The organism is Amycolatopsis magusensis (assembly GCF_017875555.1).
GTDB classification, from domain to species: domain Bacteria; phylum Actinomycetota; class Actinomycetes; order Mycobacteriales; family Pseudonocardiaceae; genus Amycolatopsis; species Amycolatopsis magusensis.
On record NZ_JAGGMS010000001.1, the window covers coordinates 8,684,719 to 8,705,327 of the forward strand.

At 71.2% G+C, this 20,609-nt stretch carries 21 protein-coding genes; 12 read left to right on the forward strand and 9 right to left on the reverse strand.

Translation table 11 applies throughout. The features are described 5' to 3' along the window. Positions 1-77 precede the first annotated feature (77 nt). Positions 78-704 (reverse strand): TetR family transcriptional regulator, encoded by a 627-nt coding sequence (locus JOM49_RS39020; protein ID WP_282767904.1) that lies wholly within the window; start codon positions 702-704, stop codon positions 78-80. A gap of 126 nt (positions 705-830) precedes the next feature. On the opposite strand from JOM49_RS39020, the gene JOM49_RS39025 reads away from it, so the two are divergent. The 6 genes from JOM49_RS39025 to JOM49_RS39050 are packed head-to-tail and all read left to right on the forward strand — an operon-like array spanning position 831 to position 5,671. Then, entirely contained in the window at positions 831-1,904 is a 1,074-nt protein-coding gene (locus tag JOM49_RS39025) for a ferredoxin reductase (protein WP_209669377.1), read from the forward strand. Between the two features lie 17 nt (positions 1,905-1,921). Further along, the gene (locus JOM49_RS39030; protein WP_209669378.1) at positions 1,922-3,040 is read left to right on the forward strand and encodes a fatty acid desaturase family protein; all 1,119 of its coding nucleotides are present in this window, start codon (positions 1,922-1,924) and stop codon (positions 3,038-3,040) included. Between the two features lie 15 nt (positions 3,041-3,055). Beyond that, positions 3,056-3,292, forward strand: a complete 237-nt coding sequence (locus JOM49_RS39035; protein WP_209669379.1) for a hypothetical protein — start codon at positions 3,056-3,058, stop codon at positions 3,290-3,292. A gap of 50 nt (positions 3,293-3,342) precedes the next feature. Beyond that, positions 3,343-4,590: a sensor histidine kinase gene (locus tag JOM49_RS39040; RefSeq protein WP_209669380.1), complete on the forward strand. Its 1,248-nt coding sequence runs from the start codon at positions 3,343-3,345 to the stop codon at positions 4,588-4,590. Positions 4,591-4,599: 9 nt separating this feature from the next. Continuing rightward, the gene (locus tag JOM49_RS39045; protein WP_209669381.1) at positions 4,600-5,244 is read left to right on the forward strand and encodes a response regulator transcription factor; all 645 of its coding nucleotides are present in this window, start codon (positions 4,600-4,602) and stop codon (positions 5,242-5,244) included. A gap of 16 nt (positions 5,245-5,260) precedes the next feature. Continuing rightward, a complete protein-coding gene (locus JOM49_RS39050) occupies positions 5,261-5,671 on the forward strand; it encodes a secondary thiamine-phosphate synthase enzyme YjbQ (protein ID WP_209669382.1) in 411 nt (136 codons plus the stop codon). Here the strand turns inward: JOM49_RS39050 and JOM49_RS39055 are convergent. Beyond that, the gene (locus JOM49_RS39055) at positions 5,609-6,610 is read right to left on the reverse strand and encodes an ABC transporter permease (RefSeq protein ID WP_245369620.1); all 1,002 of its coding nucleotides are present in this window, start codon (positions 6,608-6,610) and stop codon (positions 5,609-5,611) included. The genes JOM49_RS39050 and JOM49_RS39055 overlap by 63 nt on opposite strands. A gap of 102 nt (positions 6,611-6,712) precedes the next feature. On the opposite strand from JOM49_RS39055, the gene JOM49_RS39060 reads away from it, so the two are divergent. Continuing rightward, entirely contained in the window at positions 6,713-7,411 is a 699-nt protein-coding gene (locus tag JOM49_RS39060) for an HAD family hydrolase (RefSeq protein ID WP_308159021.1), read from the forward strand. 172 nt (positions 7,412-7,583) lie between these two features. Here JOM49_RS39060 and JOM49_RS39065 read toward each other — a convergent pair whose 3' ends face one another. Together JOM49_RS39065 and JOM49_RS39070 are read right to left on the reverse strand one after the other, a co-directional pair. Next, positions 7,584-8,366 (reverse strand): DUF8017 domain-containing protein, encoded by a 783-nt coding sequence (locus JOM49_RS39065; protein ID WP_209669383.1) that lies wholly within the window; start codon positions 8,364-8,366, stop codon positions 7,584-7,586. Further along, positions 8,363-10,111, reverse strand: a complete 1,749-nt coding sequence (locus JOM49_RS39070) for a proline--tRNA ligase (protein WP_209669384.1) — start codon at positions 10,109-10,111, stop codon at positions 8,363-8,365. Before JOM49_RS39070 ends, JOM49_RS39065 begins: the two co-directional genes overlap by 4 nt. Before the next feature lie 101 nt (positions 10,112-10,212). Here JOM49_RS39070 and JOM49_RS39075 point away from each other — a divergent pair, with 101 nt between their 5' ends. Further along, positions 10,213-10,566 carry a VOC family protein gene (locus JOM49_RS39075; protein ID WP_209669385.1) on the forward strand — a complete coding sequence of 118 codons (354 nt, stop codon included), beginning with the start codon at positions 10,213-10,215 and terminating at the stop codon, positions 10,564-10,566. An 88-nt stretch (positions 10,567-10,654) separates the two neighbouring features. Here the strand turns inward: JOM49_RS39075 and JOM49_RS39080 are convergent, their stop codons facing one another. Beyond that, positions 10,655-11,638, reverse strand: coding sequence for a GNAT family N-acetyltransferase (locus JOM49_RS39080; RefSeq protein ID WP_209669386.1), 984 nt, complete (start codon positions 11,636-11,638; stop codon positions 10,655-10,657). Positions 11,639-11,705: 67 nt separating this feature from the next. Between JOM49_RS39080 and yaaA the strand changes: the two genes are divergently transcribed. Beyond that, positions 11,706-12,449, forward strand: coding sequence for a peroxide stress protein YaaA (gene yaaA / locus JOM49_RS39085; RefSeq protein WP_209669387.1), 744 nt, complete (start codon positions 11,706-11,708; stop codon positions 12,447-12,449). Here yaaA and JOM49_RS39090 read toward each other — a convergent pair. Continuing rightward, a complete protein-coding gene (locus tag JOM49_RS39090; protein WP_209669389.1) occupies positions 12,436-13,548 on the reverse strand; it encodes an NAD(P)/FAD-dependent oxidoreductase in 1,113 nt (370 codons plus the stop codon). The genes yaaA and JOM49_RS39090 overlap by 14 nt on opposite strands. A gap of 40 nt (positions 13,549-13,588) precedes the next feature. Then, a complete protein-coding gene (locus JOM49_RS39095; protein ID WP_209669405.1) occupies positions 13,589-15,115 on the reverse strand; it encodes a phytoene desaturase family protein in 1,527 nt (508 codons plus the stop codon). 247 nt (positions 15,116-15,362) lie between these two features. On the opposite strand from JOM49_RS39095, the gene JOM49_RS39100 reads away from it, so the two are divergent. Continuing rightward, complete coding sequence (locus tag JOM49_RS39100) at positions 15,363-16,316, forward strand: serine protein kinase RIO (protein ID WP_209669407.1); 954 nt, start codon at positions 15,363-15,365, stop codon at positions 16,314-16,316. Between the two features lie 323 nt (positions 16,317-16,639). Beyond that, positions 16,640-18,106, forward strand: coding sequence for a DEAD/DEAH box helicase (locus tag JOM49_RS39105; protein WP_209669409.1), 1,467 nt, complete (start codon positions 16,640-16,642; stop codon positions 18,104-18,106). Positions 18,107-18,261: 155 nt separating this feature from the next. On the opposite strand, the gene JOM49_RS39110 is transcribed toward JOM49_RS39105, so the two are convergent. Continuing rightward, entirely contained in the window at positions 18,262-18,957 is a 696-nt protein-coding gene (locus JOM49_RS39110; RefSeq protein WP_245371561.1) for a PIG-L deacetylase family protein, read from the reverse strand. 66 nt (positions 18,958-19,023) lie between these two features. Here JOM49_RS39110 and JOM49_RS39115 point away from each other — a divergent pair, with 66 nt between their 5' ends. Next, positions 19,024-20,184: an 8-amino-7-oxononanoate synthase gene (locus JOM49_RS39115; protein WP_209669413.1), complete on the forward strand. Its 1,161-nt coding sequence runs from the start codon at positions 19,024-19,026 to the stop codon at positions 20,182-20,184. Here the strand turns inward: JOM49_RS39115 and JOM49_RS39120 are convergent. Beyond that, on the reverse strand, positions 20,181-20,603 hold the full coding sequence (locus tag JOM49_RS39120) for a GNAT family N-acetyltransferase (RefSeq protein ID WP_209669415.1): 423 nt from the start codon (positions 20,601-20,603) through the stop codon (positions 20,181-20,183). The genes JOM49_RS39115 and JOM49_RS39120 overlap by 4 nt on opposite strands. Positions 20,604-20,609 lie beyond the last annotated feature (6 nt).

A 20,609-nucleotide genomic window follows, 5' to 3' on the forward strand; every position in this document is an offset into this window, starting at 1 on the left:
TGGAGCACGAACGAACACGTACTGTGTTCTGGATCACTCCAGGTGTAGCACACAGAGTGGCCTGATCGCTCCTGTCTTCAGGAGGTCCTTTGCCAATTCGGTACCCCGAGCACGATCAGCCGGAGCCGCTTCTCCGCCGTTCGCACTACTCGCGCGGTCGCCTCGGGCCCATTCGCCTCGATCAGCTCCAGCACGGTGGCCTGCATCGCGGCGACGATGAGCTCCGCCATCATGTGCAGGTCCTCGGTGTCCCACTCGCGCAGGTAGTCGAACCGGGCCAGGTCGACGGCCAGTTCGCTGGAGAACAACCGCAGTTCCAGCCCGATCGCCGCGGGTACCGCCCCGGTACCGGCGTAGCGCTCGCGCAGCAGGAAGCGGAAGTGGTCCTCGTGCTCGCGGACGTGCTCCTCGAGCAGCGCCACCGACGCGCTGATGACGTCCTGGAAGGCCCGCTTGTCCCGCCGGGCCGCGCGCAGCATGCCGCGCAGCGCCTGCATCGACTCCTCGACCAGCACCACGCCGAGTTCTTCCATCGAAGCGAAGTGGCGGTAGAAGGCGGTCGGCACGATGCCTGCCGACTTGGTGACCTCGCGCAGGCTCAGCGTGGCGAACACGCGGTCCGCCAGCAGGTTCAGCGCTCCGTCCAGGAGCGCGCGGCGGGTCCGCTGCTTGCGCTCGGAGCGGCTGACGGGTTCGGCGGTCACGAGCCTGAGCCTATCCGCCGCCTCCGGACTATCGCCCACGTCACATCGGGGCGCGCTCACGTTGACATCCCTGGCTGGTGCTCCACACTGTTCAGTGTACAGATGTTCACTGAATGGAGAGGTGCCATGGGCAAGCTCGCTTCGGTCGCCGAGGCCCTGCTCACCCCTCACGGCGTGGACCGCTATCTGGAACTCATCGATCCGATGCTGGTACGCCGGGAGGTCCGGGGCCGGGTGACCGCCGTGCGACGGCAGACGTCGAGCACGCTGACGCTGACCATCCGCCCCAGCCGGGCGTGGCGCGGCTTCAGCGCCGGTCAGTACGTGCGGGTGACGGTCACCATCGACGGGGTCCGGCGCACCCGCTGCTACTCCCCCGCCTGCTCGCAGTACCGGCCCGACGGGCAGCTCGAACTGACCGTGAAGGCCATCGACGACGGCCTGGTCTCGGGTTACCTGCACCGGCACGCGGAACCGGGCATGGTGCTCGGCCTGTCCGAGCCGGACGGGACCTTCGGCCTGCCGGACCCGCGGCCCGGGCACGTGCTGCTGATCAGCGGCGGCAGCGGGATCACCCCGGTGCTGTCGATGCTGCGGACACTGGCCGACGAGGACCACCCCGGCCAGGTCGCCCTGCTGCACTACGAGAACGAGCCCGCGGACCTGCCCTACCGCGCCGAACTGGCCGAACTGGTGGCTGGCAGGCCCAACTTCCGGGTCCGGTTCGCCTGCACGATGACCGAGCGGGGCGGCGACCTGCACGGCTTCTTCTCCCGGGCGCACCTGGACGAGGTGGCGCCGTGGTTCGGCGAGGCCGAGACCTTCCTCTGCGGCCCGGTGCCGCTGATGGATTCGGTGCGCAAGGATTACGCCGACGAGGGTTTGGGTGAACGACTGCACACCGAGGAGTTCACCCCGCCCGCCTTCGCCGCCGAGGCCGGTGAGGTCACCGGGCAGGTGCGCTTCGCCCGCAGCGGCAAGGAGTTCGCCAACACCGGCAAGCCGCTGCTGGAGCAGGCCGAGGACGCGGGCCTGCGGCCGGAGCACGGCTGCCGGATGGGCATCTGCTTCTCGTGCACGCAGGTGAAGACCAGCGGCCCGGTGCGCAACCTGCGCACGGGCGAGGTCTCCGCCGAGGACAACGAGGAAATCCAGCTGTGCATCTCCGCCCCCTGCGGGGACGTCGAGATCAACGCGTGAACGAAGGGACTTCTGCGATGACTGGCTTGCAGGACCGGCTCACCCCCGAACAGGTCGAGGAGTTCGGCCGCGAACTGGACGAGCTGCGGCAGCGGATCGTGGCCGATCTCGGCCAGGAGGACGTGGACTACATCCACAAGATGATCAAGACCCAGCGCGGTCTCGAGGTGGCCGGGCGCGGACTGATGTTCGCCGGCTTCTTCCCGCCCGCCTGGCTCGCCGGGGTCGGCGCGCTGTCGCTGGCGAAGATCCTGGACAACATGGAGATCGGGCACAACGTCATGCACGGCCAGTACGACTGGACCCGTGACCCGGCGCTGAGCTCGCAGAACTTCGAGTGGGACACGGTGGCGCCCTCGGACAACTGGCGCCACTCGCACAACTACATCCACCACACCTACACCAACATCCTCGACAAGGACCGCGACATCGGTTACGGGATCCTGCGGATGGACCCCGAGCAGAAGTGGCACCCGTACTACCTGGGCAACCCGGTCTACGCCTCGCTGCTGGCGCTGCTGTTCCAGTGGGGCGTGATGCTGCACGACCTCGAGGTGGACCGGGTGCTCAAGGGCGAACGCAAGTGGTCGGAGTTCAAGGAGGTCCGGGCGAAGATCCTGCGCAAGGCCGCGCGGCAGTTCGGCAAGGACTACGTGCTCTTCCCGTTGCTGACCGGGCCGATGGCGCCGCTGACGCTGGCGGGCAACGCCAGTGCGAACCTGATCCGCAACCTGTGGGCGTTCTCGATCATCTTCTGCGGGCACTTCCCGGCCGAGGTGGAGAGCTTCACCGAGGCCGAGACCGAGGAGGAGAACCGCGGGCAGTGGTACCTCCGGCAGATCCTCGGCTCGGCCAACATCTCCGGCGGCAAGCTCTTCCACATCCTCTCCGGCAACCTCTCGCACCAGATCGAGCACCACCTGTTCCCGGACATCCCGGCCAGGCGGTACCCGCAGATCGCCCCGGAGGTCCGGGCGATCTGCGAGAAGTACGGCCTGCCGTACCACACCGGCCCGCTGCGCAAGCAGCTGTTCTCGGTGGCGCGCAAGATCGTGAAGCTGGCGCTGCCCGGCAAGGAGCAGCCGGAGCCGGGTCCCCGTACCGTGGTCGGTGACCGGCAACCCGCGGCGGCTTGAGGCAGGACGACAACCATGGTGGGTCAGTTCGAAAGCGGCAAGGACACCGTGCAGGAGCTCACGGAGTCGGCCGCCACCCATATCGGCAACATCGCGACCATCATCACCGGCGCGGTGCGTGACATCGCCAGGGAGACCGGCGACTGGCTCACGGACGTGATCGAGATGCGCGAGGCTTCGCTGCGCGCTCGCGAGGACGAGGAATTCGGTGCTCCGGGGGTCGTTTCGCGCGTGGACGAACCGGAGAAGTAGGGGGATAACCCGGTAGGCGGCCCAGCGTCGGAAGAGGCAGGCTGACCCTCGTGCGAAACGCGGGTCCCGATCTCTTCCGGCGCTGGGCCGTCGAGCCGTGGCGCCGGCGGTTCTGGGCCGAACTGGGCTGGGTCGTGCTCGGCCTGCCGCTGGCCGTGCTCAGCCTCATCGGTATCGCGCTGGTCCTGCTGTCCGGTATCGCGCTGAGCCCGTTGCTGATCGGGCTGCCGATGGTGGCGGGCGCGCTGCTCGCCGCCCGGGCCCTCGGCGGGACGCACCGGCGGCTGGTGGGGACCCTTCTCGGGCTGAAACTTACTGGTCCGACCAGCAAACCAGCTACTTTCCGGACATCACTCACCGATGGTCCCGGCTGGCGCGCGGTCGCCTACCTGGTGCTCCGCGTCCCGCTGGCCGTGCTCGACCTGGGGGTGACGGCGTTCCTGCTGCTGTACGGCCTGGGCACGCTGACCTACCCGCTCTGGTGGTTCGTGCTCGACGGGCGGCCGCTGCCGTTGTTCGACATCGGCACCGCCGGCCTGCTGCCGTCCCTCCCGCTGGCACTGCTCGCGGCCGCACTGCTGCTGGCCACCCCGGCACTGGTGCACCTGGTGCTGGGCCTGGACCGGCTGCTGGCCCGCGCCCTGCTCGGCCCGACCACGCTCAGCGAACGCGTGCGCGACCTGGAGGAAAGCCGGGCCGCCGTGGTCGAAACCGCGGACGTGAAACTACGCCGGATCGAACGGGACCTGCACGACGGCGCCCAGGCACAGCTGGTCGCGCTGGCGATGAAGCTGGGCGTGGCCAAGGACGAACTGGATGCCGCCCAGGTGGACCTCGACCGGTTGCGGGCGCTGGTCACCGCCGCGCACACCGGCGCGAAGGACGCGCTGGCCGAACTCCGCGACCTGGCGCGCGGCATCCACCCCGCCGCGCTGGACGCCGGGCTCGAGGTCGCACTGTCCACTTTGGCCGCCCGCAGCGAGGCCGAGGTGCGGGTGCTGGTGTCGCTGCCCGTCCGCCCGCCGGCCGCGATCGAGTCCATCCTGTACTTCAGCGCGGCGGAACTGCTGACCAACGCGATCAAGCACGGCGGGGTGGACCGCGCCGAACTGCAACTGTTCGAGCTGGATTCGGTGCTGCGGCTGTTCGTCTCCGACCGGGGCCGGGGCGGGGCGCGGGTGCACCCGTCCGGCGGGCTGGCCGGACTGGCCGACCGGTTGCGCGCGGTGGACGGCTACCTGTCGATCGACAGCCCGCCCGGCGGGCCTACGGTGGTCGTGGTGGAGATTCCGGTCTAGGGGGCGCTGGTGCGGGTAGTGATCGCGGAGGATTCGACCATCCTGCGCGCCGGCCTGGTCGAGCTGCTCACCCTGCGCGGGCACGAGGTCGCCGCCGCGGTGAAGGACGGCGAGGCGCTGCGGGCCGCGGTGGCCGAACACCGGCCGGACGTGTCCATTGTGGACATCCGGATGCCGCCGACTTGCACCGACGAGGGGCTGCGCGCGGCGATCGCGTTGCGGGCGGCGAACCGCGGTGAGCCGATCCTGCTGTTCTCCCAGTACATCGAGACGAAGTACGCGGCGGAACTGCTGGCCGATCGCGCGGGCGGGGTCGGGTACCTGCTCAAGGACCGGGTCGCCGAGGTGTCCGACTTCCTCGGCGCGCTGAGCCGGGTGGCCGCCGGGGAGACCGTGCTCGATCCCGAGGTGGTCACCCAGCTCTTGGGGGCCACCAGGAAAGCGGGCGTGCTGGCCACGCTGACCCAGCGCGAACGGGAGGTGCTGGAACTGATGGCGCAGGGCCGCTCGAACGCGGCGATCGCGAGCACGCTGTTCCTCTCCCCCGGTTCGGTGGAGAAGTACGTGACGAGCCTGTTCGGCAAGCTGGGCCTGGCGCCGTCCGACGGGGACAACCGGCGCGTGCTCGCCGTGCTGCGGTACCTCGAGTCGTGAGGTTACCGTGGGAGCCATGCATTCCACGGAGATCGAGGTCCGCACCGGCGACACCGCCGTGGTGCACGACCTGACCAAGGAAGCGGAGTCGTTCCTCGCCGAGCACGGCGCGGAGGACGGCCTGCTGCACGTGTGGGTGCCGCACGCCACCTCCGGGCTGGCGATCCTGGAGACCGGCGCCGGCAGCGACGACGACCTGCTCGCCGCGCTCGACGACCTGCTCCCCCGCGACAACCGCTGGCGGCACCAGCACGGCACCCGTGGTCACGGCCGTGACCACGTGCTGCCCGCGCTGCTGCCGCCGTACGCCTCGGTGCCGGTGATCGGCGGGGTGATGGCGCTGGGCACCTGGCAGTCGGTCTGCCTAGTGGACACCAACGTGGACAACCCCGTCCGGCGCGTCCGCTTCAGCTTCCTCGCCGGCTGACCGGGCTGACCGGGCCGGCCAGAGCAGCACCACGAGCCCGGCGGTGAGCAGGCCGCCGAGCACCCAGATACCGGTCGCCACGTCCGGTGCGCCCGGCGTGCCCTGCAGCAGGCTGCGCAGGCCCTCGGTGGAGAACCGGAACGGGGTCCACGACCAGAGCAGCCAGCGGTAACCCTCGTGCAGCAGCTCCGGAGCCTGCCCGGCGACCGCGGGCGCGAGCAGGTAGAGCGGCCCGAGCACGGCCATCGCCCGCACGCCGAGCAACCGCAGCAGTCCGGTCTGCAGCGCGGCGAAGGCGGCGGTGGTCAGCAGCAGGAAACCGAGCACGTCCCAGCCCATCGGCAGTGACGAGTCCCAGAGCTTCGCGAACCCGGCGAGCACCCCGGTGACGAGCACGCTGGTCACCGCGACCTGGGTGAGCCGCGTGCCCGTACCCGGCCGGTGCGCCCGCCGCGTGGACACCAGGACCAGCACCGCGCCCCCGGCCAGGCAGCCGATCCAGGCGAGCGTGCTGAACGCCAGCGGTGCCGTCCGCCCGGCCACGCTCGCCGGGTGCACGGTCTGGACCTGCGCGCCACCGCCGAGCGCCTGCGCGACGCCGGTGAGTGCCTGCTGCGCGACCTGCGTCCCGACCGGGTTGACCGCGCCGGAAACCACCACGACCGGCGGCTGTCCCAGTTCGAGGACGCCGTAGACCGCCTTGTCTTCGAGCAGTTGCCTCGCCTGTTCCGGCGTGGCGATCCGCCAGGCCAGCTGGTCACCGCCCTGCGCCGCGATCCGCTCCGCCATCGCGCGCGGCGGCCCGTCGGGCGCGGCCACCGCCACGGGCAACCGGTCCGGCGCCACCGTCGCCTGCGCGCCGAAGGTCAGGAACCCGAGTACCACGGCGATCACCGCGCCGGCCAGCGCCGCGGCCACCGGCAACATCCGGTCAGTCATCGCTCCTCTTTTCATCGCTCGTTGAATTCTGCTCGCAAGGTAGTCCCGCGAAGGCGGTGAAGTCAACACGCGTTGAAAAGTCACCCGGGTACCGTCGGCCAGGTGAACACTCCTCACCGGCTGGTGCTCTGGGACATCGACCTGACCCTGGTGGACCTGCGCGGCCTCGGCGGCCGCTGGTACACCGACGCGCTGCTCGCGGTCACCGGGACCCCGCTGCGCGAACTGCCGTCGTTCCCCGGGCGCACCGAACGCGCGATCACCACGGAAATCCTGACCGCACACGGGATCGAGCCGACCGACGAGCTGATCCAGCGCATGTGGCGCGAACTGGTGCGGCTGTCCGAACGCGGCCGGGCCACGCTCGCCGAGTTCGGCCACGCGCTGCCCGGCGCCGCCCTCGCACTGTCCACTTTGGCCGGTCAGGGGGTGGTGCAGTCACTGGTCACCGGGAACCTGCCGGAGATCGCGCTGCACAAGCTGGCGGCGTTCGACCTGCACGACCACCTCGACCTGGAGATCGGCGGCTACGGCACGCTCTCAGCACACCGGCCGGACCTGGTCGCGCACGCCATCGAGCGCGCCTCGGAGAAGCATGGGCGGCCGTTCGCCCCCGAGGTGGTCGCCGTGGTGGGCGACACCCCGCACGACGTCACGGCGGCACTGGCACACGGCGCCATCGCGGTCGGCGTCGCCACCGGACGGCACTCAGCCGAAGAACTCGCGGACTCGGGCGCGCACACCGTACTCACCGACCTGTCGGACACCCAAGCCGTCATCCGCGCCCTCACCGCCGCCTGACCCCGAACCCCACACTCACGCACCCGAACCCCACACTCGTGCAGCCGAGTCCCACGCTCAGGACGGCGAGTCCCACATTCGTGACCTCAGTCAGCCAAGTGGGCGAGGGCCTCGAATGCTATGAGTGGGGCATTACTAGCAATCAACGCAAGTAATGCCCCACTCATAGCATTCAGCGTGGGAGGGGGCTTGCCGGGACGGTGGTTCGCTGGGCGGCGGGTACGGCTCGGTAGCTGCGCAGGATTCGCTGGACCTCGTCCTTCGTGGTGAAGTCCGGGGCGGTCTGGTCGGCGTAGACCGCGAGCAGCACGGTGCCCGGTTTCGCGGTGTCCGCCGAACTCGCGGCGATCACCCCGACGACCGCCTGTTTCGCCAGGCACGGGTGCCCGCCGCTGGTGGTCACGTCGACGAGCCGGATCGTGGCCGGGCGGGTTTTGCCGTCGCCGAGGGACATCTCCGCCGCTTCGGGCGGGCCGACGCGCAGTTGCGGGGGCGGACCGTCCCAGGTGTACGCCCGGTTCGCCACCGAGGTCGCGAACTGCTCGGCGGCCACCGCCGGATCGGTCTGGGTGTCCGGCTTGACCCCGGCACCGCCGAGCCGCGAGTCGTCGTCCGCGGGGCAGAAACCGTCGCCGTAGAAGGCACTTGTCGACATGACGACCTTCGGCTGGCCTTCGCCCTCCCAGCCGTGCACCGTGCCCGGCTTGGGCGTCCAGCGGGCGGGCACGTCGTAGGCGTAGGCGCCCTCGCCACCGGCGACCGACTGCCAGCCGTCGACCACCGCGGGCACGACCACCTTCGGCGGCGGTGTGTACGGCGTGCGGGAGGTCGACGGCGGCGGCGTGTGGTCCGTGGCGTCCGAACCCTGCTGGCTGAAGAAGTACCCGGCGCCGAACAGGATCACCGCGAAGAACCCGAACGCCGCGCCGGAGGACCGGCGCGGCTGCTCGCTCACTTGGCGACGAGCTGCTTCAGGTGCTCGACGACCGCGTCCACGGCCACCTCGGCACGCTCGCCGGACAGCCGGTCCTTCACCTCGACCACGCCGTTGGCCAGGCCGCGCCCGACCACCAGGATCGTCGGCACGCCCACCAGTTCGGCGTCGGCGAACTTCACGCCTGGCGTGGCCTTGCGGTCGTCGAGCAGCACCCGCACGCCCGCCGCGTCCAGCTCGGCCGCCAGCTTCTCGGCCCCCGCCGCGACCGCCTCGTCCTTGCCCGCGATGACCACGTGCACGTCCGCCGGGGCGACCGCGCGCGGCCAGACCAGGCCCAGCTCGTCGTGGTGCTGCTCGGCGATGGCGGCGACCAGGCGCGAGACGCCGATGCCGTAGGAACCCATGGTGATCCGGACCGGCTTCGAGTCGGGGCCCAGCGCGTCCAGCTCGAAGGCGTCCGCGTACTTGCGGCCCAGCTGGAAGATGTGCCCGATCTCGATGCCGCGGGCGGCGACCAGCGTGCCCTGGCCGTCGGGCGACGCGTCGCCCTCGCGGACCTCGGCCGCCTCGATGGTGCCGTCGGGGGTGAAGTCGCGGCCGGCGACCAGGTCCACCACGTGGTGGTCGGCCTGGTCGGCGCCGGTCACCCAGGCGGTGCCGGTAACCACGCGCGGGTCGACCAGGTAGCGGACCTTGTTGTCCAGCAGCGCCTTCGGGCCGATGTAGCCCTTGACCAGGAACGGGTTCTTGGTGAAGTCGGACTCTTCGAGCAGGGCGACCTCGGCGGGCTCGACGGCGGCTTCGAGGCGCTTCATGTCGACCTCGCGGTCGCCGGGGAGGCCCACGGCCAGCAGCTGCCACTCCTTGGCGCCCGGCTCGCGGGTCTTCACCAGCACGTTCTTCAGCGTGTCGGCGGCGGTGAACTGCCTGCCGAGGCCCGCCTGGTTGAGGAAGTCGACCAGGGTCTCGATGGTCGGCGTGTTCGGCGTGTGGTGCACCTGCGCGGCGGGCTTGTCGTCGACCGGCAGCGCGGGGGGCGCGGGCGTGGTGACCGCTTCGACGTTGGCCGCGTAGCCGGACTCGGTGCTGCGGACGTAGGTGTCCTCACCGGTCGGGGCGACCGCGAGGAACTCCTCGGAGGCCGAACCGCCCATGGCGCCGGAGGTCGCGGCGACCACGACGTACTCCAGGCCGAGGCGGTCGAAGATCTTGATGTAGGCGGCGCGGTGCGCCTGGTAGGACCGCTCGAGGCCCTCGTCGTCGAGGTCGAAGGAGTAGGAGTCCTTCATCACGAACTCGCGGCCGCGCAGGATGCCCGCGCGGGGACGCGCTTCGTCGCGGTACTTGGTCTGGATCTGGTACAGCGTGACCGGGTAGTCCTTGTAGGAGCTGAACTCGCCCTTCACGGTGAGCGTGAACAGTTCCTCGTGGGTGGGGCCGAGCAGGTAGTCGGCGCCGCGGCGGTCCTTGAGGCGGAAGAGGTTGTCGCCGTACTCGGTCCAGCGGTTGGTGGCCTCGTAGGGTTCCTTCGGCAGCAGCGCGGGGAACTGGATCTCCTGCGCGCCGAAGGCGTTCATCTCCTCGCGGACGACGTCCTCGATGCGCCGCAGCACCTTGAGGCCGAGCGGGAGCCAGGAGTAACCGCCGGGGGCGACGCGGCGGACGTAGCCGGCGCGGACCAGCAGGCGGTGGCTGGGCACTTCGGCGTCCGCCGGATCCTCGCGCAGGGTGCGGAGGAACAACGACGACATCCTGGTGATCACTACGGCTCCTAGGGGCACACGGGCGTTCAGCGCAGGATAGTCAACCGGCGCCGAACAGCTGCAACGGGCTGATTGTCGGTGGTGGCGCCTACCGTGCCCCCATGACTGTTCAGCTGGGCGCGGTGACCATCGACTGCGCCGATCCGCGGAAGCTCGCCGAGTTCTGGACCGAAGCGCTCGGCTCGGAGGTCGTGGTCGACCACGGGGGCGAGTACCTGCTGCTCACCCCGGCCTCGCCGGACGGGGTGATGATCGGCCTGCAGCGGGTGGAGCAGCCGCGGGACGGGAAGAGCCGGGTGCACCTGGACCTGCGCACCGAAGACCGCGCCGCGGAGGTGAAGCGGCTGGTCGCACTGGGCGCCAAGGAGGTCGAAGAGCACCACATCCCGGGACTGGCGTGGACCGTCCTCACCGACCCGGAAGACAACGTTTTCTGCGTAGGCAGCGCCGAATAACCCGGCCCCCGCACCCCGTCGGTGTCACGAAGGTGGCTTTCGAGACGGACAACGTCCCGAAAGCCACATTCGTGACACCGGGCAGAACCTAGGAACCGAGCGTGGCGTCGACTGCCCGGACGTATCCGTACCAGCGCGACGAGATGGCGAACCCGCATCGTTCGTAGATTCCCACGGCGGCGTTCGCGTTTTCCGCGTCCACGCCCAGCGAGGCTCGTTCGTACCCGGCTGCCCTGGCTTCCTCCAGGGTGTGCCCGAGCAGCGCCGAAGCCACGCCTCGGCCTCGTAGTTCGGGCAGGGTGGCCACGTGCGAGATGTACAGCTCCCGCACCCCCGTCGCTTTGGCATCGCTTTCGTAGAAGTCGCTGAGCACCAGGGAGACGACCTCATCCCCGCGCAGCAGCAGGAACGACAGCTCCGGGCGGAAGGAGGCGCTGTCCGTCACCAGGTGGCGCCACGCTTCCGGGCTTTGCACGGTGCTGCCCCAGTGCTCGGCGAACGTGATGTTCCGGGCGGTGAGCACCGCGTCGAAGTACTTGTCCTCGTAGGTCACCAGCGCGAACTCGGACGGCAGCTCGCGCTTCGGCGGCAGCGCGCCGAGGTCCGCGCGCATGTCGAAGAAGTCGCGCGCCCGGTGGTAACCGGCCTTTTCCAGCTGCCCGCAGTACCACCGCTGGTTCTCGTGGCCGTGCCCGTGCAGCTCCAGTGGCGCGTCCGGGAACACCTTCAGGTGGCGTTCGCGGCCCGCTCGCTCCACCCACGCCAGTACCTGCGCGCCGAGTTCGTCCGTCCGGTGTTCCGGGTGCACGGTCGCCTCGAAGCGCAGTTGGTGCACCGGGTCGGCGCCGTCGCGGACCCGCACCAGGGCGTAGGCGATCAACTGGTCCCCCGCCCACCAGCTCAGCGAACCGTGTTCCAGGTCGACGTTCGGGCTGGTGATGCTCTCGGCGATGTCCTCGGCGCTCTCGTGCTCCCCCGTCGGATTCACGGCCTCCGCCGTGGCGAACAGGTCGGCGAGCGCCGTCACGTCGGACAGGGTCAGCGGTCGCCGGGTCACCTCGGAGCGGTCCATGTGACGCAGCCTAAGTCGGCCCCCATCGCCCGGCCCACCGATTTTCCGCGCCGGTTACCCTGCTGACGTGCTGGTGCTGCTCCCTCCCTCCGAGACCAAGGCGACCGGCGGGGACGGCCCACCGCTGGACCTGGACTCGCTGTCCTCCCCCGAGCTGAACCCGGTGCGCGCCAAGATCGCCGACGCGCTGACCGACCTCGCGCGCGACGTCCCGGCCGGCCTCGCCGCGCTCGGCATCTCCGAGCGCCAGGCCGACGAAGTCCAGCGCAACGCCGAGCTGTGGACCTCCCCCACCCTGCCCGCGCTGCGCCGCTACACCGGCGTGCTCTACGACGCCCTCGACCTCACCAGTTTCAAGAAAGCCGAGCTGACCAGGGCGAACGAACGCCTGGCCGTCGCGTCCGCGTTGTTCGGCATCGCCCGCGCGACCGACCGCATCCCCGCCTACCGCCTCTCCGCCGGGACCACGCTGCCCGCACTGGGCGGGCTCCGGCCGTTGTGGCGTCCCGCGCTCGAGCCGGTGTTCGCCGGGGTCGAGGGCCTGGTGGTCGACCTGCGCTCGGGTGGTTACGCGGCACTCGCCCGGATCCCCGGCGCGGTCACCGTGCGCGTGGTCACCGAGGACGCCCGCGGGCAGCGCAAGACGGTCAGCCACTTCAACAAGGCCTACAAGGGGAAGCTCGCCGCCGTGCTGGCCAGGACCGGGCGTGCGCCGTCCACTGTGGACGGACTGGTGAAGGTGGCCACCAAGGCCGGGCTGAGCGTGGAACGCACCGGCGAGCACGAGCTGGAGATGCTCACCGGCGAGTGAACCGGTCCGGGTGGTAGGCCGCGAGGTCGCTGTCGACCGGCGCGCCGAGCAACTGCGCGGCGATCACGTGCCCCGAGTACGGCGCCAGGGTCAGCCCCGCCGGGCCGAAGCCGGTGACGATCATCAGCTCGGGATGACCTTCGGGGCTGCCGAGCACCGGCAACCCGTCGGGTGCCGCGGGCCGGAAGCCGATCCGCGTCTCCAGCAGCGTCGCGTCGGCGAGGCCCGGCGCGACGGCCAGCGCGTTGTCGAGCACCTCGCGCTGCCCCGCCGCCGTGACGCGGTAGTCGAAGCCGGAGTCGGTTTCCCTGGTCGCGCCGACCACCACCCGCGATCCCGGGAACGCCAGCAGGTAGTGGCTCGAGATCGGCAGCACCACCGGCCACGCGTCGGTCGGTGTGCCGGGCAGTTCCAGGTGGCTGATCTGCCCGCGCTGCGGCTCGATGCCGAGGCGCAGGTGCACCGGGGCGAGCAGTTCGTCGGTCCACGCCCCGGCGGCCACCACCACGGCGTCGGCGGAGACCACCTCGTCGCCGATGCGCGCGCCGGTCACCTTGCCGCCGTCGACCACCAGTTCCGCGGCGCCGGAAATCGACCGCACGCCTCGGGCTTCCGCCGCGCCGAGCAGCGCCGCACGCAGGTGCCTGCCGTCGACCCGGCCGCCGCCGGAGATGTGCACCGCGCCGAGTTCCGGTGCCAGTGCCGGGAAGTAAGCCCTGGCGTCGACCGGATCGAGCCGCTGAATCTCGCCCAGCCCCGGTGCCGTGGTCGCCCGCTCGGTGACGCGCTTCTCCGCGGCGTCCAACTCGGCCTCGTCCGCGGAGACCACCATCGCGCCGACGATTTCGAACGAGGAGTCCTCACGGCCGTCCTCGGCGAGCTGCTCGACCAGATTCGGGTAGAACGCCGCCGCCCGCGCCGCCAGGTGGTACTCCTCGTCGCTGCGGCGCGAGGTCCACGGCGAGACGATGCCGGCGCCCGCCGACGTCGCCACGCCGTCGCGGTCGTGCCCGGCCAGCACCACTTCGGCACCACGGCGGGCGAGTTGATAGGCCGTCGACGCCCCGGCGATGCCGGAGCCGATCACGAGGACGCGCATGGGCTCCACCCTGGGGTAAAGGATCAGCGCGGGACAACCCTTACCGGCCGAGCACCGCCATCGCCGCGTTGTGCCCGGGGATCCCGCTCACCCCGCCACCGCGGACCGCGCCCGCCCCGCACAGCAGGATTCGCTCGTGGGCGGTCTCCACGCCCCAGCGGCCGGTGCCCTCGGTGGCGTACGGCCAGGACAGGTCGCGGTGGAAGATGTGCCCGCCGGGCAGGCCGAGTTCGGCCTCCAGGTCGAGCGGGGTCTTCGCTTCGACGCACGGCCGTCCGTCCGCGTCCCGCCAGAGGCAGTCCTCGATCGGCTCGGCGAGCACGCTGTTCAGCGAGGCGAGCGTGGCGGTCAACGCCGCTTCCCTGGCCGCGTCGTTGTCTTCGCGGAACAGCCGGGCGGGCATGTGCAGGCCGAACAGGGTGAGCGTCTGCGCGCCGGCCGCGCGCTCGGCCGGACCGAGGATCGACGGATCGGTCAGCGAATGGCAGTAGATTTCGCACGGCGGCAACGCGGGGATCCGGCCGGACGCAGCCTCCGCGTGGGCGGTCGCGAGTTGCCGATAGTCCTCGTTGACGTGGAACGTGCCGCCGAACGCGTCGTGCGCGGCGACCCCGCCGTCCCGCAGGCGCGGCAGCCTGGTGAGCACCATGTTGACCTTGAGCTGGGCCCCTTCCGGCGCCTCGCGCGGCGGCTCTTCGCCGAGCAGTCGCGCCAATGTGGGCGCGGCGAGGTTGGCCAGTACGTGACCGCCGTGCACCACGTGTTCAGCGTCGCCGTGGCGGTAGCGGACCTCGCCGTCGGGCTGGATGGCGAGCACCTCGGCGTCGGCCAGCAGTTCGGCCCCGGCCGCGCGGGCGGCGTCCGCGAGCGCGCCGGTGACCGCGCCCATGCCGCCGACCGGCACGTCCCAGTCGCCGGTGCCGTTGCCGATCACGTGGTAGAGCAGGCAGCGGTTCTGGCGCAGCAGGGGGTCCTCGGCGGCGGCGAACGTGCCGATCAGCGCGTCGGTCAGGACCACGCCGCGCACGGTGTCGTCGGTGAACGTGGTTTCCAGCGTCTCGGCGAGGGGCTGTTCGAACAACGCGCTCCACGCCTGGTCATCGGCTACTCGCGCGCGTAGTTCGTCCTTCGTGGGCAGTGGTTCGGTGAGCGTGTCGAAGGTGCGCTCGGCGACCCGGCCGGTCATCTCGTAGAACCGCTGCCAGGCCTCGAAATCCGCGTCACCACCGGTGATCGCGGCGAAGGAGGCGGCGGTCCGCGCGGTGTCGCCGGTGTCCACGAGCAGGCCGCCCGCGCCGACGGGTGTGTAGGAGGACATCCGGCGGCGGCGCAGGTCCACCGCCAGCCCGAGTTCGGTGACGATACGCCGCGGCAACAGGCTGACCAGGTACGAATACCGCGACAACCGCACGTCCACGCCCTCGAACGCGCGGAACGAGACCGCCGCGCCGCCGAGTTCGGCCCGCCGCTCCAGCAGCAGCACCGACCGGCCTGCCTTGGCCAGGTAGGCGGCCGCGACCAGCCCGTTGTGCCCACCACCGGCGATCACCACGTCGTACCCCGTCACCCGCGTTCCTCCTCTTCCCGGACACCTGCCCTCACTGTCCCAGTTAATTCGGTTGCACGGCTGCTCCGGCGACGGGCAGGATCGTGGCGATCGATGGACGAGCCGGTACGCCGGTGGAGAGCGGAGGAGGTGCCCTGTGGCTAGGACTGTCCTGGGCTTGCCCTGCGCCCCATCCACCGCCCTGGCCGGCTGACGCGCGCGCGTCCACTCAGCGCCGGCGGGGCAATTCCTGATCAGGAGCCCACCAGTGCGCAAGCACGACCTCGATTTCGACCACCTCGAAACCCAGTCCGCGCGCCGCAAGAGCCGTCGCGCCCGCTTCGACGACGAACCCGAACCGAGCCGCCGCGGGCGGCTCACCGAAGAAGAGCGCGTCCGGCTCGCCCACCAGCGCGCCGACGCCTACACCGAAACCGCCATCCCCGGTGGTGGTGACCGCTGGTCCACCTGGGCCGACGGCGAGCAGGGGCCGCTGCCGCGCCCGAGCTGGGTGCTCACCCAGCTGGCCGCGGTCGACACCGAGCTCGGGGTGCTCAAGACCGGCAAGGAAGCCGACGTCCACCTGGTGCGCCGCGGGCTGCCGGACGGCCCGCAGTCGCTGCTGGCCGCCAAGCGGTACCGCAGCAACGAGCACCGGCTGTTCCACCGCGACGCCGGTTACCTGGAAGGCCGCCGGATGCGGCGGTCGCGGGAGATGCGGGCGATCGAGACCCGCACCGCCTTCGGCCGCAACCTGATCGCCGAGCAGTGGGCCTCCGCCGAGTTCGCCGCGCTGTCCCGGTTGTGGACCGCCGGCGTGCCGGTGCCCTACCCGGTCCAGCGCAGCGGCACCGAACTGCTGCTGGAGTTCATCGGCGACGAGGACGGCACGGCCGCGCCGCGGCTGGCGCAGGTGCGTGCGGAGGGAGCGGACCTGCGCGACCTCTGGTACCAGCTCGTCTCCGCCCTGGAGACGATGGCCACGCACGGCCTGGCGCACGGCGACCTCTCGGCCTACAACCTGATGGTCCACGAGGGCAGGCTGGTGCTGATCGACCTGCCACAGGTGGTGGACATCGTGGCCAATCCGCGTGGGCTGGAGTTCCTCGCCAGGGACGTGCGCAACGTGGCGGACTGGTTCGCCGCGCGCGGCCTCCCGGCGGACGTGCTCGACGCGGACGCGCTGGTCGACGAACTGCGCCGGGCGGCCGGGCTGCCCTGATCGGGGTGCGCGGGAAGGTGAGTCCGCTCACCTTCCCGCGTTACCGCGATGGGGCGTTGCCCACAATCCCCGCCTCCGCGCGGCAGCCGGAAACACTCTCCGCTATTCTGTGATGAGACCGCATTCGGCGGCGTGGATGAGTGGTGTCCGTCGCCTCCAAGGCCAAAACCGTCCGGCCCGCGGTAACCATCAAGCGGCGCGTGGTGTGCAGAACACCGCGTGCCGGGTATGTCCTCGAGAAAGCCCACAGCAACACCACCTTGTCCTGCCTGCGTGCGGACAACCGGGCCTCCCTTGCGACGTGCCACGTCCGAGAGGCATTTGTGACAGTCACGCTCGATTCCGGCAACACCTCCGCGCGCCACGGCAACCGCAAGCCGCGGATTCGGAACACCGACGGTGGCCCCGCCGCCGTCACCGCACCACCCGCAGCACCCCTGAAGTCCTTCGCCGAGCTCAACATCCCGGAGCCGCTGCTGCGCGCGCTGCGGGAAGCCGGCATCAACTCCCCGTTCCCCATCCAGTCGGCCACCCTGCCCGACGCGCTCGCCGGGCGCGACGTGCTGGGCCGCGCGCAGACCGGTTCCGGCAAGACCCTGGCCTTCGGCCTGGCCCTGCTGGCCCGCCTCGAGGGCGGCAAGGCCCGCGCCAAGCGGCCGCGCGCCCTGGTGCTGGTGCCGACCCGTGAGCTGGCCATGCAGGTGGCCGACTCGCTGACCCCGCTGGCCAAGTCGCTCGGCCTGTGGTGCCGCACCGCGGTCGGCGGCATGGCCTTCAACCGGCAGGCGGACGCGCTGCAGCGCGGCGTCGACCTGCTGATCGCCACCCCCGGCCGGCTGTCGGACCACGTCCGGCAGGGCACCTGCGTGCTCGGCGACGTCAACTTCGTCGCGCTCGACGAGGCCGACCAGATGGCCGACATGGGCTTCCTGCCGCAGGTGCGGGAGATCCTCGACCTCACCCCGGCGCGCGGGCAGCGGCTGCTGTTCTCGGCCACGCTCGACGGTGACGTCAAGAAGCTGGTCGACCGCTACCTGACCGACCCGGTCGAGCACTCGGTCGCGCCGGTCACCGCCAGCGTCACCACCATGGACCACCACGTGCTGCAGGTGTCCTACCCGGACAAGCAGGCCGTCATCACCGAGATCGGTGCCCGTGAGGGCCGCACGATCATGTTCGTGCGGACCAAGCACCACGTGGACCGCCTCGCGGAGCGCCTGCGGGCCTCCGGGGTGCACGCCACCGCCCTGCACGGCGGCAAGACCCAGGGGCAGCGCAACCGGGTGCTGGCCGACTTCAAGGCCGGGCACACCCCGGTGCTGGTGGCCACCGACGTCGCCGCGCGCGGTATCCACGTCGACGACATCAGCCTGGTGCTGCACGTGGACCCGCCCGCCGACCACAAGGACTACCTGCACCGCGCCGGTCGTACCGCGCGGGCCGGGGCGTCGGGCACCGTGGTCACGCTGATCACGCACGACCAGCGCCGCACCATGAAGCGCCTGACCGACCGCGCCGGCGTGCGTGCCGAGACCGCCACCGTGCGGCCCGGTGACACCGAGCTGGCCCGGATCACCGGGGCCCGCCAGCCCAGCGGTGAGCCGGTCGTCGAGCGCGAGCACCGCCGGGACACCCCGCGCCGGGGGGGCCCGCGTGCCCACAGCGAAGGCCGTGGCGGTCGCCCGAGCTTCGGCGGTCGTGGCCGCCAGCCGCGCACCGGCGGCAGCAGCACGGGCCGCCCGCAGCGCCCGGGCCGCGGCCCGGCCCGCCGCGGCTGGTCCAACGACTGATCTGCTCCACCAGGAAGCCCCGCCGGTCCCCGTGACCGGCGGGGCTTCCTGCTTCCCACGGCCCTTCGAATGCTAGGAGTGGGGCATTACTTGCGTTCAATGCAAGTAATGCCCCACTCATAGCATTGGCCGGGGGCTGCCACGGGGTGGGCGGGTTACATGGGGAAGAGTTCGAAGTCGGTGGCCAGGCGGCCGCCGAAGCGCTTGCCGGTTTCCTCAGCGGCCGCCCGCAGGAAGGTCTCCGGCTCACCCATGTCTCCCCCGAGGGCGGCCAAGTAGGCCTTGTGTTCCTTCAGCGAAGCGACCGCCCTGTCCAGCGTCGAAGTGATGTCCACGGCGTGCGTCGATCGCGGTGACGAAGCGCCCGCCACCCAGCGCACGCCCTGCCACGGTTCCAGGTCCAGATCGCGGAAGACCCAGCGGTTCGCCGCGTCGCGCACGGCGTCCAGGGTGGCTTCGCCGACCACCCGGTGGTCCGCCATGTTCAGGTAGCCCCCGGGCCAGGTCTCGCGGTGGTTGGTCATCAGCACCAGTTCCGGCCGATGCCTGCGGATCGCGGCCGCGATGTCCCGGCGCAGCGGCAAGCCGTACTCGAGCACGCCGTCGGGGTGGTCCAGGAACTCCACGTCGTGCACGCCGACCACGGCCGCGCTGGCGATCTGCTCGGCGGTGCGCAGCGGACCCGCTTCCTCGGGCGCCAGGCTGTCGATGCCCGCCTCGCCCCTGGTCACCAGCAGGTAGGTCACCGACTTGCCCGCGTCGGTCCACTTCGCCACCGCGCCGCACCCGCCGTACTCCAGGTCGTCCGGGTGCGCGACCACCGCCAGCGCGCGCTCCCAGTCCTCCGGCATCGGTTCCAACTGGTCCGCGGTCACCGTGCGTCCTCCTCGATCCGGTCGCATGCGAGACTGCCAGGCGTGAACGCACCCGGTCCAGCCCCCGACCACGTTTTCGACTGGCTCGACACCGAGGCGGAGAAGCGCGCCGCGGCCGGGCTGGTCCGCCGGTTGCGGCCCCGGCCGGCGAACACCGGCGAGGTCGATCTCGCCGGCAACGACTACCTGGGGCTGGCCCGCGACAAGCGCGTCGCCGGGGCCACCGCGGCCGCCGCACTGCGCTGGGGTGCCGGAGCCACCGGTTCGCGCCTGGTCACCGGCTCGACCGAACTGCACGCCGAACTGGAGCACGAACTCGCCCGGTTCTGCGGGACGCAGTCGGCGCTGGTGTTCTCCTCGGGGTTCACCGCGAACCTCGGCGCGGTCACCGCGTTGTCCGGCTCGGACTCCGCGATCGTCACCGACAAGTACATCCACGCTTCGCTGATCGAGGGCTGCCGCCTGTCGCGTGCGGACGTCGCCGCCGTCGCGCACAGCGACACCGCCGCGATCACGCACGCGCTCGCCACCCGGCGCAAGCCGCGCGCGCTGGTGGTCACCGATTCCGTTTTCTCCGTCGACGGCGACCTGGCGAAGCTTGGCGAACTCACCGAAGCTTGCCGCGCGCACGGCGCGGCGCTGCTGGTCGACGACGCGCACGGTTTCGGTGTGCTGGGCGAAGGCGGCCGCGGCGCGGTCCACCAGGCCGGCTTGGCCGGGGCGCCGGACGTGGTCACCACCCTCACGCTCTCGAAGTCGCTCGGCGCGCAGGGCGGTGCGGTACTCGGCCCGCGTCGCGTGATCAAGCACCTGGTCGACACCGCGCGCAGTTTCATCTTCGACACCGCGCTCGCGCCCGGCAGCGCCGCCGCCGCGCTGTCCGCGCTGAACGTGCTGCGCGCCGAACCCGATCTGCCCGGCAAGGTGCTCGCGGTGGCGAGCCGCCTGTCCGAACAACTCGCCGAAGCCGGGTTCACCGTGAGCACGCCGGACGCCGCGGTGGTGTCGGTGCACGCGCCGTCGCCGGAGAAAGCCGTCGCCTGGGCGGAAAGCTGCGCGGAGCAAGGCGTTCGCGTGGGCTGCTTCCGCCCGCCGTCGGTGCCGGACGGCATCTCACGGCTGCGCCTGACCGCGCGCGCCGACCTGACGGAGTCCGATGTGGACGCCGCGGTGAAGGTGATCGTGGACTGCGCGCCCCGCTAGCGGCGCATGGTCACGTGCGGGATGCCGTCCTCGAGGAACTCCTCGCCGGTCGGCTCGAAGCCGAACTTGGCGTAGAAACCCTTGGCGTAGGTCTGCGCGTCCAGCACCGCCGGAGCGTCCGAAATGGACTCCAGCGCGGCGTGCATCAGTTGCCCCGCCAGGCCTCGGCCCCGCGCGGCCCCCGCTGTCACGACCCGGCCGATGCGGAACCCACCGCTGGGCTCTTCGAGCACGCGCAGGTAGGCGTCGACCCCGGATGCACCGTCGAGCCAGAGGTGCCGGGTGCCCGGCAGCAGGTCTCTGCCGTCCAGTTCGGGGTAGGGACACTCCTGCTCGACGACGAAGACGTCGACGCGCAGTTTGAGGAAGGAATAGAGATCGCCGGCGGACACCTGGTCCCCGGTAGCCGCCCGAACCATGCTTTC